15 protein-coding genes are annotated in these 13,740 nt (G+C 68.8%); 9 read left to right on the top strand and 6 right to left on the bottom strand.

Going from position 1 to position 13,740, the window contains the following annotated elements:
* Window positions 1–76: 76 nt before the first annotated feature.
* The 3 genes from mpl to HMPREF1224_RS22750 are packed head-to-tail and all read left to right on the top strand — an operon-like array spanning window position 77 to window position 2,347.
* Window positions 77–1,432 carry a UDP-N-acetylmuramate:L-alanyl-gamma-D-glutamyl-meso-diaminopimelate ligase gene (mpl, locus tag HMPREF1224_RS22760; protein ID WP_003159333.1) on the top strand — a complete coding sequence of 452 codons (1,356 nt, stop codon included), beginning with the start codon at window positions 77–79 and terminating at the stop codon, window positions 1,430–1,432.
* Window positions 1,433–1,440: 8 nt separating this feature from the next.
* Window positions 1,441–2,070 (top strand): flavin prenyltransferase UbiX, encoded by a 630-nt coding sequence (gene ubiX, locus HMPREF1224_RS22755; protein ID WP_003093227.1) that lies wholly within the window; start codon window positions 1,441–1,443, stop codon window positions 2,068–2,070.
* A 28-nt stretch (window positions 2,071–2,098) separates the two neighbouring features.
* A complete protein-coding gene (locus HMPREF1224_RS22750) occupies window positions 2,099–2,347 on the top strand; it encodes a YceK/YidQ family lipoprotein (protein ID WP_042159398.1) in 249 nt (82 codons plus the stop codon).
* A gap of 19 nt (window positions 2,348–2,366) precedes the next feature.
* On the opposite strand, the gene HMPREF1224_RS22745 is transcribed toward HMPREF1224_RS22750, so the two are convergent.
* The 3 genes from HMPREF1224_RS22745 to HMPREF1224_RS22735 form a co-directional block, all read right to left on the bottom strand.
* Entirely contained in the window at window positions 2,367–3,008 is a 642-nt protein-coding gene (locus tag HMPREF1224_RS22745) for an oxidoreductase (protein WP_003100290.1), read from the bottom strand.
* Between the two features lie 46 nt (window positions 3,009–3,054).
* The gene (locus HMPREF1224_RS22740; protein WP_010793417.1) at window positions 3,055–4,794 is read right to left on the bottom strand and encodes a C13 family peptidase; all 1,740 of its coding nucleotides are present in this window, start codon (window positions 4,792–4,794) and stop codon (window positions 3,055–3,057) included.
* A gap of 190 nt (window positions 4,795–4,984) precedes the next feature.
* Window positions 4,985–5,440, bottom strand: coding sequence for a MaoC family dehydratase (locus tag HMPREF1224_RS22735; RefSeq protein ID WP_003093220.1), 456 nt, complete (start codon window positions 5,438–5,440; stop codon window positions 4,985–4,987).
* A 193-nt stretch (window positions 5,441–5,633) separates the two neighbouring features.
* On the opposite strand from HMPREF1224_RS22735, the gene HMPREF1224_RS22730 reads away from it, so the two are divergent.
* Genes HMPREF1224_RS22730 through HMPREF1224_RS22720 form a run of 3 tightly spaced genes read left to right on the top strand, consistent with a single transcriptional unit; the run spans window position 5,634 to window position 7,319 of the window.
* On the top strand, window positions 5,634–5,996 hold the full coding sequence (locus HMPREF1224_RS22730; RefSeq protein WP_003100294.1) for a CidA/LrgA family protein: 363 nt from the start codon (window positions 5,634–5,636) through the stop codon (window positions 5,994–5,996).
* A complete protein-coding gene (locus tag HMPREF1224_RS22725; protein ID WP_003093214.1) occupies window positions 5,996–6,706 on the top strand; it encodes an LrgB family protein in 711 nt (236 codons plus the stop codon). Before HMPREF1224_RS22730 ends, HMPREF1224_RS22725 begins: the two co-directional genes overlap by 1 nt.
* 19 nt (window positions 6,707–6,725) lie before the next feature.
* Window positions 6,726–7,319 (top strand): LON peptidase substrate-binding domain-containing protein, encoded by a 594-nt coding sequence (locus HMPREF1224_RS22720; RefSeq protein ID WP_003093212.1) that lies wholly within the window; start codon window positions 6,726–6,728, stop codon window positions 7,317–7,319.
* 10 nt (window positions 7,320–7,329) lie between these two features.
* Here HMPREF1224_RS22720 and HMPREF1224_RS22715 read toward each other — a convergent pair whose 3' ends face one another.
* Complete coding sequence (locus tag HMPREF1224_RS22715; protein WP_003100297.1) at window positions 7,330–8,643, bottom strand: bifunctional DedA family/phosphatase PAP2 family protein; 1,314 nt, start codon at window positions 8,641–8,643, stop codon at window positions 7,330–7,332.
* Complete coding sequence (locus HMPREF1224_RS22710; RefSeq protein WP_003100299.1) at window positions 8,640–9,359, bottom strand: DNA-3-methyladenine glycosylase; 720 nt, start codon at window positions 9,357–9,359, stop codon at window positions 8,640–8,642. Before HMPREF1224_RS22710 ends, HMPREF1224_RS22715 begins: the two co-directional genes overlap by 4 nt.
* Before the next feature lie 63 nt (window positions 9,360–9,422).
* Between HMPREF1224_RS22710 and HMPREF1224_RS22705 the strand changes: the two genes are divergently transcribed.
* Window positions 9,423–10,280, top strand: a complete 858-nt coding sequence (locus tag HMPREF1224_RS22705; protein WP_003093206.1) for a class I SAM-dependent methyltransferase — start codon at window positions 9,423–9,425, stop codon at window positions 10,278–10,280.
* A gap of 7 nt (window positions 10,281–10,287) precedes the next feature.
* On the opposite strand, the gene HMPREF1224_RS22700 is transcribed toward HMPREF1224_RS22705, so the two are convergent.
* Window positions 10,288–11,511: an alpha/beta fold hydrolase gene (locus HMPREF1224_RS22700; protein ID WP_003118251.1), complete on the bottom strand. Its 1,224-nt coding sequence runs from the start codon at window positions 11,509–11,511 to the stop codon at window positions 10,288–10,290.
* A 297-nt stretch (window positions 11,512–11,808) separates the two neighbouring features.
* Here HMPREF1224_RS22700 and HMPREF1224_RS22695 point away from each other — a divergent pair, with 297 nt between their 5' ends.
* Both HMPREF1224_RS22695 and nadD read left to right on the top strand, forming a co-directional pair.
* On the top strand, window positions 11,809–13,074 hold the full coding sequence (locus tag HMPREF1224_RS22695) for a glutamate-5-semialdehyde dehydrogenase (protein ID WP_003119194.1): 1,266 nt from the start codon (window positions 11,809–11,811) through the stop codon (window positions 13,072–13,074).
* Window positions 13,074–13,718 (top strand): nicotinate-nucleotide adenylyltransferase, encoded by a 645-nt coding sequence (gene nadD, locus HMPREF1224_RS22690; protein WP_003093199.1) that lies wholly within the window; start codon window positions 13,074–13,076, stop codon window positions 13,716–13,718. Before HMPREF1224_RS22695 ends, nadD begins: the two co-directional genes overlap by 1 nt.
* Window positions 13,719–13,740: the final 22 nt, after the last annotated feature.

Below are 13,740 nucleotides of genomic sequence, written 5' to 3'. Positions count from 1 at the left end.
GGCGGCCGGCGCCTCCGCTGTGCTAATCTGCCGCCCATTCACAGCGCCTTCGACGGCTTGATCTGCAGGAGTCTGCATGCACATCCACGTACTCGGCATCTGCGGGACCTTCATGGGCTCGCTGGCCGTGCTGGCCAAGGAACTGGGCCACCGGGTGACCGGTTCCGACGCCAACGTCTACCCCCCCATGAGCACCCAGCTGCAAGCCCAGGGCATCGAGTTGATGCAGGGCTACGATCCGGCCCACCTGGAGCCGGCGCCGGACCTGGTAGTGATCGGCAACGCCCTGTCGCGCGGCAATCCGGCGGTGGAGCATGTCCTGAACAAGGGCCTGCCCTACGTTTCCGGCCCGCAGTGGCTGGCCGACCACGTGCTGCAAGGACGCTGGGTGCTGGCGGTGGCCGGTACCCACGGCAAGACCACCACCACCAGCATGCTCGCCTGGGTCCTGGAGCACGCCGGTATGAGCCCGGGCTTCCTGATCGGCGGGGTGCCGCAGAACTTCGGGGTTTCGGCGCGCCTGGGCGGTACGCCGTTCTTCGTGGTCGAGGCCGACGAGTACGACAGCGCCTTCTTCGACAAGCGCTCGAAGTTCGTCCATTACCGCCCGCGCACGGCGATCCTGAACAACCTGGAATTCGACCACGCGGATATCTTCCCCGACCTCGCGGCCATCGAGCGGCAGTTCCACCATCTGGTGCGCACCGTGCCGGGCGAGGGCCTGATCATTCGCCCGAGCGCCGAGAAAGCCCTGGAGCGCGTACTCGGGATGGGCTGCTGGACCCCGGTGCAGACCACCGGCGAAGGCGGCCAGTGGCAGGCGCGCCTGCTCGCCGAGGACGGCTCGCGCTTCGAGGTGCTGTTCGACGGCATCGTCCAGGGCGAGGTGGACTGGCCGCTGACCGGCCTGCACAACGTCGCCAACGCCCTCGCCAGCCTGGCGGCGGCGCGCCATGTCGGTGTGGTGCCCAGCCAGGGCGCGGTAGCGCTCAGCGAGTTCCGCAACGTCAAGCGGCGCATGGAGAAGGTCGCGGAGGTCCGGGGCGTGACCCTCTACGACGACTTCGCCCACCATCCGACCGCCATCGCCACCACCCTCGACGGCCTGCGCAAGCAGGTTGGCGCCGATACCCAGGTGATCGCCATCGTCGAGCCGCGTTCCAACTCGATGAAGCTCGGCGCTCATCGCGACGGCCTGCCGGACAGCGTGCGCCAGGCCGACCAGGTGCTCTGGTACGCGCCGCCGAACCTGGGCTGGGACCTGGCCGCCACCGCCGCGCAATGCGCGATACCGTCGCAGGTCTGCGATACCCTGGAGGCGATCATCGAGCAGGTGCGCCAGCAGGCCAGGCCCGGCGCGCAAGTGGTGATCATGAGCAACGGCGGCTTCGGCGGCTTGCACGGCAAGCTGGCCGCGGCGCTGGCCGAGTGAGGGGCGCGATGAGCGGTCCGGAACGCATTACCCTGGCGATGACCGGCGCCTCCGGCGCCCAGTACGGCCTGCGCTTGCTCGATTGCCTGGTGCAGGAAGAGCGCGAGGTGCACTTCCTGATCTCCAAGGCCGCGCAACTGGTGATGGCCACCGAGACCGACGTGGCCTTGCCGGCCAAGCCGCAGGCGATGCAGGCCTTCCTCACCGAATATTGCGGTGCCGCCGCCGGACAGATCCGCGTGTTCGGCCAGAACGACTGGATGGCGCCGCCGGCCTCCGGCTCCAGCGCGCCCAATGCCATGGTGATCTGCCCGTGTTCCACCGGCACCCTGTCGGCGGTCGCCACGGGGGCCTGCAACAACCTCATCGAGCGCGCCGCCGATGTCGCCCTGAAGGAGCGCCGGCCGCTGGTGCTGGTGCCGCGCGAGGCGCCGTTCTCCAGTATCCACCTGGAAAACATGCTCAAGCTGTCCAACCTCGGCGCGGTGATCCTGCCGGCGGCGCCGGGCTTCTACCACCAGCCGCAATCGGTGGAGGACCTGGTGGACTTCGTCGTCGCGCGAATCCTCAACACCCTGGGGATTCCCCAGGATATGCTGCCGCGCTGGGGGGAACAGCACCTTGTCAGCGACGAGTAGGGTGCTGCTGCTGGTCCTGGCGGTGCAGATGGGCGGTTGCGCCACCGTGCGCACCCTGGATGCGGCCAAGCCAGGGGCGCCGGTGGTCTACGCCGGCACCCGGCTGGACTGGTACAGCCTGCACGGCGGCTGCTGCCCGATGGAACGCTTCGGCGCGGAGGCGCCGGCCCATCCGGGGCTCGACCTGCCGGGCAGCGCGCTGCTGGACACCCTGTTGCTGCCGTTCTCGCTGGCCACCGCCATCGGCCTCAACCTCGGCGTCAGCGGCGGCATGTAGGGCGAGACCCGCCCCAGGCTCATTTCCCCAGCTTGCGCAGTTCGTCGGACTCGACGAAGCGCACGCCCTTGCCTTCCTCCAGCGCCAGGCGCCAGAGCGCGCGGGCCAGGTCGCAGGCCTCGATGCCGTGGTACTTGCCGGGAAGGATGCGGGCGATCGGCGCAGCGAGGATCTCGGCCAGGCGGAATTCCTCGCGCGGGCCGAACAGCAGCGATGGCCGGGCGATGGTCAGTTGTGGCCAGCCCTGTTCCTGCAGGGCCTGCTCCAGTTCGCCCTTGACCCGGTTGTAGAAGATCGACGACTTGGCGTCGGCGCCCAGGGCGCTGACCACCAGGTAATGCCGGGCGCCCATCTCCAGCGCGCGCTTGCCCACCGCCAGCGGCAGGTCGAAATCGACCGCGCGGAAGGCCTCCTCCGAGCCGGCTTCCTTGATCGTGGTGCCGAGGCAGCAGAAGGCGGTATCGATGCTGCCGTCGAGTTGCGGCAGCAGCTCGGCCAGCGGGCCGACCGGGTTGTCCAGCCGCGGATGCTCGGCCAGCGCCTTGCGGGCAGGGGCGATGACCTTGGCCAGGGTCGGCTCGCTCAATATCCGATCCAACAGGTGCTCGCCGGTAAGACCGGTCGCGCCGGCGAGCAGAACGCGCTTGGGCGTCGAGTGCATGTGTGTTTCTCCCCTTCCACACCAATGAGCGTAGTGCGCGGCGTATCTATTTGCCCGCCGCGCCCTCGCCGGTTTTTCCTTCCCGGAACGCGAGCGCGCGCTCGGCTTGCTGCCCCCGCAGCGTCCGCCAGTGCGCGAGCACGCGTTCCGGTAACCAGGCTTGCGGTTCCGAAGCTTCGAAACCTTCCTCCTTCTCCCTTTGACGCACTTCCTCTTTCGCCAGTTCGAACGCTTTGGACAGATCGTCGGTGCGGTTCAGCGCATTGGCCAGCAAGGCGCGGCCGAAATAGGTGAAGTCGGCGTCGTCGGAACAGCCGAACGAGACCCGGTCGGCACGCGCGGCGGTCAGGATCAGGGTACGTTCGTCTTTCAGCGGCGGGATGAAGCCCCCGCTGTAGCAGGCCGATACCACCAGCACCTTGTCGCGCTGGCGCAGCGGCGCGAGCAGTTCGGCCAGTTCCGCGGCCGGCAGGTCGCCGAGGTTCAGGCCGGGCATGTCCAGGGCCAACTGGTGGTCGCTGGAGCCGTGGCTGGTCAGGTAGATGAAGACCAGGTCTTCCGGCCCGCTGCGTTCGGCCAGGGTGCGCACGGCGCGGGACAGGCTTTCCCGGGTAGCCAGCGGGCGGTCGCCGAAGTGGTCGCGGTGGTTGACCAGGCGAATCACGCCACGAGCGGCGAAACGCTGGCCGAGCAGGTCACCGGCGTAATCGGCCTCGCGCAGGAACACGCCCTGGCGGCCATCGCCGCCCAGGCTCAGGGCATAGAGTTCGCTGGCCGGCGTCGAGGCCGGGATCTTGCGCAGTTCTTCGTCGAGCAGGCGACCCTGGGCCAACAGGCCGATTTCCAGGGTGTCGGGCAGGGCCTTGCCGGCGGCGTCGCGGATGCGCTTGCCGTCGGCCCAGAGTCCCTGCTCACGGCTGCCGTCGGCGCGGTCCAGGGTGCCTTGGCCGGCATAGGCGCCGGCGGCGAAGCCGCCTTCGTAGCGGGTGCCGTCCAGTTGTTCGAGCAGGCCCTGGCCATGGAAGCGCCAGAACTGGAAACCGCCGCGGTAGCGGCTGCCGTCGGCGCCGAGAAGCTCGCCGGGGCCGTTCAGCGCGCCTTCGCTGAAGCGGCCGATCCAGACATCGCCGCTGGCGCTTTCGTAGCGCCCCTGGCCATGGAACTGGTTGTCCTTGAACTGGCCGACGTAGCGGTCGCCATCGGGCCCGCTCCAGCGCCCCTTGCCGTTCAGTTGCCCGTCGCGGAAGGTACCGGCGTACTGGTTGCCCTGGCTGTCGCTGAAGCTGCCTTCGCCTTCCAGGCGGCCCTGGCGGAAGCTGCCCTGGTAGCGGCTGCCATCGCTGCCGTCCAGCGTGCCCTGGCCGCTGTACAGGCCCTTGCGGAAACCGCCGCGGTAGCGAGTGCCCTGTTGTTCCAGGCTGCCTTCGCCATCGAACAGGCCCTGGCGGAAACCGCCCTGGTAGACGCTGCCATCGGCCATCGCCAGGCGTCCCTGACCGTCGAACAGGCCGGCCGCGAAGCCACCGCTGTAGCGGCTGCCGTCGGCGCCCTGCCAGGTGCCATGGCCGTGCAGCAGGCCATGCTCGAAGCGGCCGGCGTACCAGGCGCCGTTGTCGTAGTCCAGCCGGCCCTGGCCTTCCAGGCGCCCGTCCACCAGCTCGCCGCGATAGCGCGCGCCGTCAGGCAGGCGCGCATCGGCCGGGAGCAGCGGTTCGCCCTCGCCACAGGCGGCGAGCAGGATGACCAGGACGGAGCAGAGCGAGAGAGACCTGGCGGGGCGAAGCATGCGGCGTTCCCGATGAGTGGTTCGGTCCGAGGGTGGAGGGGAGACAGTGTGGCGGAAAAATCGTTGCCTGGCAGTAGGGTATTTCCCTGCCGGCCCAGAGCGCCCCCGCGAGCGGGGGCTTTTGGAAGGGGGGAGAGGGGCGCGAAGGCGCCTGGCCGTCAAGCGAACGGCAGCGCTCGCTGGGGCGGGCTCAGACGAAGCAGAGGCTGAGGGTCTCGGCGATGTAGGCGGGTTTCTCCTGGCCTTCGATCTCCAGGGTGGCGCGCGCCTTGATCAGCCACTGGCCGGGATTCTTCTCGTTGACGTCGAGCAGGGTCAGGCCCAGGCGGACCCGCGAGCCGACCCGCACCGGCTGGATGAAGCGCACCGTATCGAGGCCGTAGTTGACCGCCATCTTCAGTCCTTCGGGAAGCACCAGCAGGCCTTCCATCAGCTTCGGGATCAGCGACAGGGACAGGAAACCGTGGGCGATGGTGCCGCCGAAGGGCGTCTTCGCCGCCTTCTCCGGATCGACGTGGATGAACTGGTGGTCGCCGGTGCATTCGGCGAACTGGTCGACCCGCTCCTGGTCGATGGTGAGCCATTCGGAATGGCCGAGATCCTTGCCGACATAGTCCTTGAGCGCTGCTACGGGTACGAATGGCATAAGTCCTCCGGGAGGATGGCTGTTGTTCTCATGGTGCAGGAAGATCAGCACGCGTTGGCGACCGGGTCAAGAAACCATCGGCCTGGCGAATATCGCGTCATGCGGTGCCGCGACTGCGACTGATGGATAGGCGAGGAGCGTGCCAATGTCCCGGCGGGCTGGGCATAATGGTCGGCCCTTGCTGGAGGTGCCCATGTTGCTTCGTGGTCTGACCTGGCTGGTGCTGTTCCAGTTGCTCGGCACAGGTCTGAACGTTCTGTTGTTGCCCATGCTGCCCGGTCCGATCATCGGCCTGGTGCTGCTGTTCGGTTATTTCCTGGCGCGTGGCGAGGTCGGCAAGCCGGTCAACGAGGCGGCCGGCTCGTTGCTGCGCTACCTGCCGCTGCTGCTGGTGCCGGCGGCGGTCGGGGTGATGGCCTATGCGCGGGAGATCGCCGCTGACTTCTGGGCCATCGTCGGCGCGCTGGTACTGTCGCTGGTGCTGTCGTTCCTGTTCGCCGGCTGGATGATGCAGAAGCTCATCGATCGCCAGCAACGTCGCCGGGAGGAGTCCTGATGGCCTGGCAGGCCGCCCTCGAGGCGGTGATCCACCATCCGCTGTTCGGCGTCGGCGTGACCCTGGGCGCCTACCAGTTGGCCCTGGCCGCCTATGAACGGACCCGCTGGGTGTTCCTGCAGCCGGTGCTGGTATCGATGCTGGTGGTGATCGGCGTGCTGCTGCTTTGCGGCATCGACTACGACGAATACAGTGCCAGCGCCAAGGTCCTGACCATTCTCCTCGGCCCCGCCACGGTGGCCCTGGCGGTGCCGCTGTTCCTCAACCTGCGGCGTATCCGCCAATTGTTCTGGCCGACCCTGCTGACCCTGGTGGTCGCCGGTACGCTGGCGACGGTGCTGGGCATCGCATTCGGCTGGCTGTTCGGTGCCGAGCCGCGGATGCTGATGAGCATGGCGCCGAAGTCGGTGACCTCGCCGATCGCCATGCTGGTGGCCAGCCAGATCGGCGGCGTGGCGGCGCTGGCCGCCGTGTTCGTACTGATCACCGGGGTGCTCGGGGCGATCCTCGGGCCGGAGCTGCTGCGCGCCATCGGCGTCCGGCACCCCGCCGCGCAGGGCATGGCGCTGGGCATGACGGCCCACGCGGTGGGCACTTCGCGGGCCTTGCAGGAAGGCGAGGAGTGTGGTGCCTTCGCCGCCCTGGCGATGAGCCTGATGGGCGTTGCCACCGCAGTGCTGCTACCGTTGGCGGTAGCGCTGGTTGCCTGACGATGCCCGAGGAGTCGCGATGAAGTTGCCGTTGTTTCCCCTCAACGCCGTGCTGTTCCCCGGTTGCCGCCTGGACCTGCAGATCTTCGAGGCGCGCTACCTGGACATGATCAGCCGCTGCATGAAGCAGGGCACCGGTTTCGGCGTGGTGACCATCGGCGAAGGGCGGGAGGTCGGCGAAGCGCCGAGCCGCCTGGCGATGGTCGGCTGCGAGGCCTCGGTCCGCGACTGGCAGCAGCGCCCGAACGGCCTGCTGGGCATCCGCGTGGAGGGCGGTCGGCGTTTCCAGGTGCTGTCGGTGGAGGTCCAGGCCGACCAGCTCAGCGTTGGCGAGATCGAGTGGTTCGAAGACCTGCCGGAGCAACCCCTGACCTACGAACACAACGATCTCGCCGCGTTGCTCAGCGTGCTGGCCGAGCATCCGATGGTGGCCGCGCTGGAGATGGGCGGCGAGCCCGGCGGCCAGCAGGACCTGGCCAACCAGTTGGCCTACCTGCTGCCGTTCGATACCGAACGCAAGCTCGAACTGCTCGCCCTGCCCGACGCGCAGATGCAACTGGCGCGGATCCAGGTGCTGCTGGAGCACCTGCAGGGCGAGTTGGGTATCGACTGAGCGCCAACCCTCACAGCGGCCGGTAGCGCGCAATGGCTTCCGGCAGGGCCCAGCCGGCGGCGATCGCCAGGGTCGCCACGCAGACCGGCAACAGCAGCCACCAGACCCGTTGCGGCAGCGCCGGCAGCGACTCGCGGCGCTGGCTCAGCCACAGGCTGGCGGCGCAGACCGTAGTGGCGAGCAGGGCGCCGGCGACGATGTCCGACGGCCAGTGCACGCCAAGGTAGACCCGCGACAGGGCGATGCTCAGCGACGGGATCACCGCCAGCAGTACCCAGGTCAGGCGCCAGCGCGGCGGTTGCTGGCGGCTGGCGAGGACGCCCAGGGTGAGGAAGAAGGCGAAGGACGCCGAGCTGTGTCCGCTGGGGAAGCTGAAGCTGCTCAGCGGTTCGGCCAGCACTTCCGGGCGGGCGCGGGCGAACAGGGTCTTCAGGGTCTGGTTGGCCAGCGCGGTACCCACCAGGGTGCCGATGGCGAAGATGGCCGGACGCCATTGCCGGGTCAGCAGGAGGATACCGCCGAGCAGCGCGCCGGCGATGAACTGGGTGCGGAAATCGCCGAGCCGGGTGACCACCACCATCACCGGGTTCAGGTCGGCGTTGCGATGCTCCTGGACCAGCGTCATCAGGCCCTGGTCGAGGTCCTGGAGGTACGGCCAGGCGACGGTCATCGCCAGCAGCAGGACCAGGCTCAGCGCGGCCGCCACAGCGGTTGCCCAGCGTTTGCGCCGCAGGCTGGCCTGGACTACCACGCCGACCAGCACCGCCAGGCAGGCCGCGACGATCCCGGCTTCGCTCCAGAAGCCTTCCGGCAACGGCAGGCGCAGGGCTGCGCCGGTGGCCCAGCCGGGCAACAGGTAGGCGACCGCCCAGCCGGCGGCGGCGATCAGCGAAACGCCGAGAAAACGGCCGAACGGCATGTCGAGCATGCCGGCGACCATCGGCAGCATCGGTCGCAGGGCGCCGATGAAGCGGCCGACCAGCAGGCTGGCGATACCGTAGCGTTCGAAGTACACCTCGGCGGCGGTGATCCACTGCGGATGGCTGCGCAGGCCGGGCAGGCGGCGGATGTTCTGGTGGAAGCGGCGGCCGATCCAGTACGAGCTGAGGTCGCCCAGCACCCCGCCGGCGTAGGCCAGCAGCAGGGTTTCGCCGAGGCCGAGGGCGCCGCTGCCGGCGATCACCGCGACGCCGAACAGCAGCACCACGCCGGGGAGGACGATACCGACGATGGCCGCGCATTCGAGGAAGGCGATGAGGAAGATGGCCAGCCCCAGCCACTCGGGGTTGGCGGCCATCCAGGCGTTGAAGCTGTCGAGACTCATTGCAGGTGCGGGTCCTGATGTCCGAGTAGATGATAGTCGCGCCCGGCGACCTGGCCGCGGCGCAGTGGGTTGCGGGTGCAGAAGGCGGCGAAGGTGGCATCGACGAAACGGTACGGCAGGTGTTCGTCGCGCCCCTTCGGAATGCCCAGCCGAGCGGCCTGGATCACCTGGCTGGGGCGCTCGCCGACATCGTCGACGAACAGTCGCTGCGGGTCGAAGCGCTGCGCGTCCCACTCCGGCACCTTCAGCCCCATGGCCTTGCACAGCAGGGTCTGGCCGGCGCACAGGCGGCCGATCTCGCGGGGCCGGCCCTGGCTGTCCGGGTTCAGGCTCTGCATCCGCTCCAGCGCCGTGTGGTCGCTGATGCGATCCAGCCAGGGATGGCCGGACTTGATCAGCACCGCATTGCCCGGCCCGCCGGCGCTGAAGTTCAGCGAGTCGCCGCCGCGCGCGTAATACATATAGATGTGCCCGCCGTCGAGGAACAGTGCCTTGCGCTTCTCGGTGTAGCCGAGCGAGGCATGGCTGCCTTTCTCCTCCAGGTAGTAGGCCTCGGTCTCGATGATTCGCGCCGCCAGCCAGAGATTGCCCTGGCGATGGCGGATCACCTTGCCCAGCAACTCGCGGGCGACCAGCAACGCATCGCGGTCGAAGAAGGTGTCGGGGAGCGGCCGGGCGTCGGGCCAGGGCAAACTAAGGATGGGATCGCGGGACATGGGATTGTCGCTGGGACCATGGCAGTCATAGGCTGGCGAATGATAACAACAAGAGCCTGAATCATGGTTGAACGAGAGCGTGTCGACAGTGCCCACATCACGCCCAGCGCCCATTACACCGGGTACGTCTGGTTCCGCCATCGGCTCGCCGAACCGGCCTTCGCCACCGTCTTCGGCCGCTGGGTACACGGCTTCGTCGCGCCGATCAACTGGGGCGCGCAGCTCGGTTTCGGACTGAACATCGAGGATTTCCTGTTACAAAGACACCTCATGATCGACGCGCGCCTGACCCAGGCCGTCGAACGCGAGGGAGTGGTCCAGGTGGTGGAAATGGCCTGCGGGCTCTCGCCGCGTGGGCGACGCTTCCGGCAACGCTATCCACAGTTGCGCTACCTGGAGGCCGACCTGCCGCCGATGGCCGCGCGCAAGGCGGCGTTGCTCCGCGAGCAGGGGTGGCTGGGCCCGGAGCACGCGGTGGCGGCTGTGGATATCCTCGCCGAGGACGGCGAGCGCAGCCTCGCCGCGCTGTTCGCCGGGCTCGATCGCGAGCGCCCGCTGGTGGTGATCACCGAGGGGTTGGTGAACTATTTCCAGCGCCCGGTGATCGAGGCCTTCTGGAGTCGCCTGGCGACCGAACTTAAACGCTTCCCCCAGGGCACCTACCTGACCGACCTCTATCCCGATCTCCGCGAGCACCCGCGCTACCGGCAGATCCGTTGGGGAGTGGGGATCATCGGGCGGCTGACGCGGGGAAGCTATCCGTTGCATTACCGCAATGCCGCGGAAATCGAGGCGGCCTTCGCCCGCTGCGGCTTCGCCTCCACCCTGGTGCTCGACCCGCAGCGCGAAGGCGCCGCCCTGGGCTTGCCGCAGGGACGCCTGCCGAGCCTGGTGCGGGTGATCGAAAGCCGCACGGCATAGCCGCCTCTCAGGCGACCTCCGCTCGCTCCCAGGCGGCGAGGAGGTCGGCCAGTCCGGCGCTGGCCGCCGGATCGGAGTGCGGGAAGATGAAGGCGAAGCCGCCGGCGGTCGAGCGCAGGGGCAGGATGTCCAAGTCCGCCAGGCCGTCGCAGCACAACCGCCAGCCGCGTTGCGGGCGGGATTCGGGCAGCTCGGCGTGCAGCCGCCCGCCGAAATAGCCGAGTTCCACCAGTTCCGCCGCATAGACGCCGAACTGCGGATGTTCCAGCCGAGCGTGCCCCTGGGCTGGCCGATGGCGGACCTCGAAGCGTCGCTCCAGGCCGAGCAGGCGCGTGCGCGGGATCCGCGTGCTGCCCTCGGCGCGCTCCGGCAGTGCCTCGCCGCGCAGGAACGGGCCGTAGAGCCGGGCGCAGGCCTCGCGTCGTTCGAACTGGGCAAGATGGTCGGCGTCGTGGATCAGGGCGAACTCGGCGTTCCCGCAGGCATGGGCGAACACCGCATGTTCCCAGGGCTGGGTGAAATGGTCGTACTCGCCGGCGAGCACCAGGGTCGGGCAGGTCGGGTGCCGCTCGAAGCCGCCGAAGGCCAGCAGGCGCCGGCTATTCTGCCGGTAGCGTTCGATCTCCGCCGCGGTCAGGCGTTGCAACTGGCGCAGCATGGCCTTGCGAAATACCGGGGAGACGCCGGTACGTTCCAGCTGTAGCGGGTTGATCAGGCCGGTCAGTACGCCGTGGGCGAAGGCACTCTGGTCGCCCTCGTCGAGCCGGGCCAGGGCTTCTTCCAGCAGCAGCCGCGCACCGGGGCGGCCGAATGCGGTGATGCCGGCCAGTAGCAGGCGCGCGCAGCGGCGCGGATGGCGGGCGGCGAACAGCGCGGCCAGGGCCGAGCCGTAGGACAGGCCGATGGGCATCAACGGCGGCAGGCCGAGCTGTTCGGCGAAGGCCGCGATCAGGTCGGCGAGGTCTTCCAGGCTCAGTTCCGCCGCCAGTTGCAGGTTGCCGCCCTGGCTCGGCAGGTCGAGCAGGATCACCGGGTGCTCGGCGAGCAGTTCGCTGACCTCGCCGGTGAACGAGCGGAAGCTCTGGAAGGCGCCGCCCAGCAGGAGCACCGGCGGGCGCGGGTCGTCGGCGCGGGCGGCGAAGGCCTGGTAGCGCAGTTGCCAGCCGTCTAGGAAGAGGATATCCGGTTCGCTGCTTAGCGACTGCGCGCTGTAGTCGGTACGGTAGCGCATGGCGAGGCCCCGCGGTGTGTGCGTCGTTATTGTTGTTCTGCCGAGCGGGTGCCGGTGGGTGGCAGTGGCCAGGCTCGCCTCGAAGGTAAACAGAGGTAGCAATTTTGTTTACCTATCCTTCGGCCGGCGCCTGCGCCCGGGTGTCACCGTCTCGCGCACAGCCCCAGGCGCAGCGGGGCTGCCGCGTTACCGCCGGGGGCGATGGAACGCACTGTCTACCGACCGGCTGTTGCGGCTGGGCGCGCCGGGGCTGGCTCGCTATAATCGCGCATTTCCCTGACGCCAGATGCCGAGACCATGACCGAGTCCGTCCTCGACTATATGAGCCGCCTTGGCCGCGATGCCCGCGCCGCCTCGCGGTTGCTCGCGCGCGCCGCCACCGCGCAGAAGAACCGCGCCCTGCTGGCCGCGGCCGATGCGCTGGACGCCGCCCGCGCGGAGTTGTCCCACGCCAACGAGCAGGACCTCGCCGCCGGCCGCGCCAATGGCCTGGAGCCGGCGATGCTGGACCGCCTGGCGCTGACCCCGGCGCGCATCGACGACATGATCGAGGGCCTGCGCCAGGTCGCCACGCTGCCCGACCCGATCGGCGAGATCCGCGACATGCGCTATGTGCCCTCGGGTATCCAGATCGGCAAGATGCGCGTGCCGCTGGGCGTGGTCGGGATCATCTACGAATCGCGGCCGAACGTGACCATCGACGCCGCCAGCCTGTGCCTGAAGTCCGGCAACGCGACCATCCTGCGCGGCGGCTCCGAGGCGATCCACTCCAACCAGGCGATCGCCCGCTGCATCCAGCAGGGCCTGGCCGAGGCCGGCCTGCCGGCCGCCGCCGTGCAGGTGGTGGAAACCACCGACCGCGCCGCGGTCGGCGCGCTGATCAGCATGCCCGAATACGTCGACGTGATCGTCCCGCGCGGCGGCAAGGGCCTGATCGAGCGCATCAGCCGCGAGGCCAAGGTGCCGGTGATCAAGCACCTGGACGGCATCTGCCACGTCTACATCGATGTCGCCGCCGACCTGGACAAGGCGATTCGCGTCGCCGACAACGCCAAGACCCAGCGCTATGCACCGTGCAACACCATGGAGACGCTGCTGGTGCATGCCGGCATCGCCGAGCAGGTGCTGCCGCCGCTGGCCACGATCTACCGCGAGAAGGGCGTGGAACTGCGCGGCGACGCCGCGACCCGCGCGCTGCTCGGCGCAGACGTGCTGGAGGCTACCGAGGAGGACTGGCGTACCGAGTACAACGCGCCGATCCTGTCGATCCGCATCGTCGACGGGCTGGACGCGGCGATCGAGCACATCAACACCTACGGCTCGCAGCACACCGACGCGATCATTACCGAGAACTTCAGCGATGCGCGGCGTTTCCTCGCCGAAGTGGATTCCGCTTCGGTGATGGTCAACGCCTCGACCCGCTTCGCCGACGGCTTCGAGTACGGCCTCGGCGCCGAGATCGGGATTTCCACCGACAAGCTGCACGCCCGCGGCCCGGTCGGCCTGGAAGGCCTGACCAGCGAGAAGTACGTCGTCTTCGGCGACGGTCACGTGCGCACCTGATGGGCAAACGTATCGGCCTGTTCGGCGGCACTTTCGACCCCGTGCATATCGGACATATGCGCAGCGCCGTGGAAATGGCCGAGCAGTTCGCCCTCGACGAACTGCGCCTGCTGCCCAATGCGCGGCCGCCGCACCGGGAAACCCCGCAGGTGTCGGCCGCGCAGCGGTTGGCGATGGTCGAGCGGGCGGTGGCGGGAGTCGAGCGATTGACGGTCGATCCCCGCGAACTGCAGCGCGACAAGCCGTCCTACACCATCGACACCCTGGAGTCGGTGCGGGCGGAACTGGCGGCCGACGACCAGTTGTTCATGCTGATCGGCTGGGATGCCTTCTGCGGCTTGCCGACGTGGCACCGCTGGGAGGCGTTGCTGGATCACTGCCACATCGTCGTGTTGCAGCGTCCGGATGCCGACAGCGAGCCGCCGGAGTCGCTGCGCGACCTGCTGGCGGCGCGGAGCGTGGCCGACCCGCAGGCCCTGAAAGGGCCGGGCGGACAGATCACCTTCGTCTGGCAGACGCCGCTGGCGGTGTCCGCCACCCAGATCCGCGCGCTGCTGGGTGCCGGGCGCTCCGTGCGTTTCCTGGTGCCGGACGCGGTATTGAACTACATCGAGGCGCACCACCTGTATCGTGCGCCACACTGATAAAGAAACAGAGACCGACTCA

The sequence above is a fragment of the Pseudomonas sp. P179 genome (genome assembly GCF_000478485.2).
Lineage (GTDB): Bacteria > Pseudomonadota > Gammaproteobacteria > Pseudomonadales > Pseudomonadaceae > Pseudomonas > Pseudomonas aeruginosa.
Note: the sequence above shows the minus strand (reverse complement) of the source record. Positions and strands in the feature narration are given on the sequence as shown.

Bases quoted from the DNA above. Each gene is read 5' to 3' on its own strand.
- HMPREF1224_RS22740 (WP_010793417.1), bottom strand. From the start codon at position 4,794: ATGCTTCGCCCCGCCAGGTCTCTCTCGCTCTGCTCCGTCCTGGTCATC.
- HMPREF1224_RS22695 (WP_003119194.1), top strand. From the start codon at position 11,809: ATGACCGAGTCCGTCCTCGACTATATGAGCCGCCTTGGCCGCGATGCC.
- HMPREF1224_RS22705 (WP_003093206.1), top strand. From the start codon at position 9,423: ATGGTTGAACGAGAGCGTGTCGACAGTGCCCACATCACGCCCAGCGCC.
- ubiX (WP_003093227.1), top strand. From the start codon at position 1,441: ATGAGCGGTCCGGAACGCATTACCCTGGCGATGACCGGCGCCTCCGGC.
- HMPREF1224_RS22700 (WP_003118251.1), bottom strand. From the start codon at position 11,511: ATGCGCTACCGTACCGACTACAGCGCGCAGTCGCTAAGCAGCGAACCG.
- HMPREF1224_RS22710 (WP_003100299.1), bottom strand. From the start codon at position 9,359: ATGTCCCGCGATCCCATCCTTAGTTTGCCCTGGCCCGACGCCCGGCCG.
- HMPREF1224_RS22750 (WP_042159398.1), top strand. From the start codon at position 2,099: ATGGGCGGTTGCGCCACCGTGCGCACCCTGGATGCGGCCAAGCCAGGG.
- HMPREF1224_RS22735 (WP_003093220.1), bottom strand. From the start codon at position 5,440: ATGCCATTCGTACCCGTAGCAGCGCTCAAGGACTATGTCGGCAAGGAT.
- HMPREF1224_RS22715 (WP_003100297.1), bottom strand. From the start codon at position 8,643: ATGAGTCTCGACAGCTTCAACGCCTGGATGGCCGCCAACCCCGAGTGG.
- HMPREF1224_RS22730 (WP_003100294.1), top strand. From the start codon at position 5,634: ATGTTGCTTCGTGGTCTGACCTGGCTGGTGCTGTTCCAGTTGCTCGGC.
- HMPREF1224_RS22720 (WP_003093212.1), top strand. From the start codon at position 6,726: ATGAAGTTGCCGTTGTTTCCCCTCAACGCCGTGCTGTTCCCCGGTTGC.
- HMPREF1224_RS22745 (WP_003100290.1), bottom strand. From the start codon at position 3,008: ATGCACTCGACGCCCAAGCGCGTTCTGCTCGCCGGCGCGACCGGTCTT.
- HMPREF1224_RS22725 (WP_003093214.1), top strand. From the start codon at position 5,996: ATGGCCTGGCAGGCCGCCCTCGAGGCGGTGATCCACCATCCGCTGTTC.
- nadD (WP_003093199.1), top strand. From the start codon at position 13,074: ATGGGCAAACGTATCGGCCTGTTCGGCGGCACTTTCGACCCCGTGCAT.
- mpl (WP_003159333.1), top strand. From the start codon at position 77: ATGCACATCCACGTACTCGGCATCTGCGGGACCTTCATGGGCTCGCTG.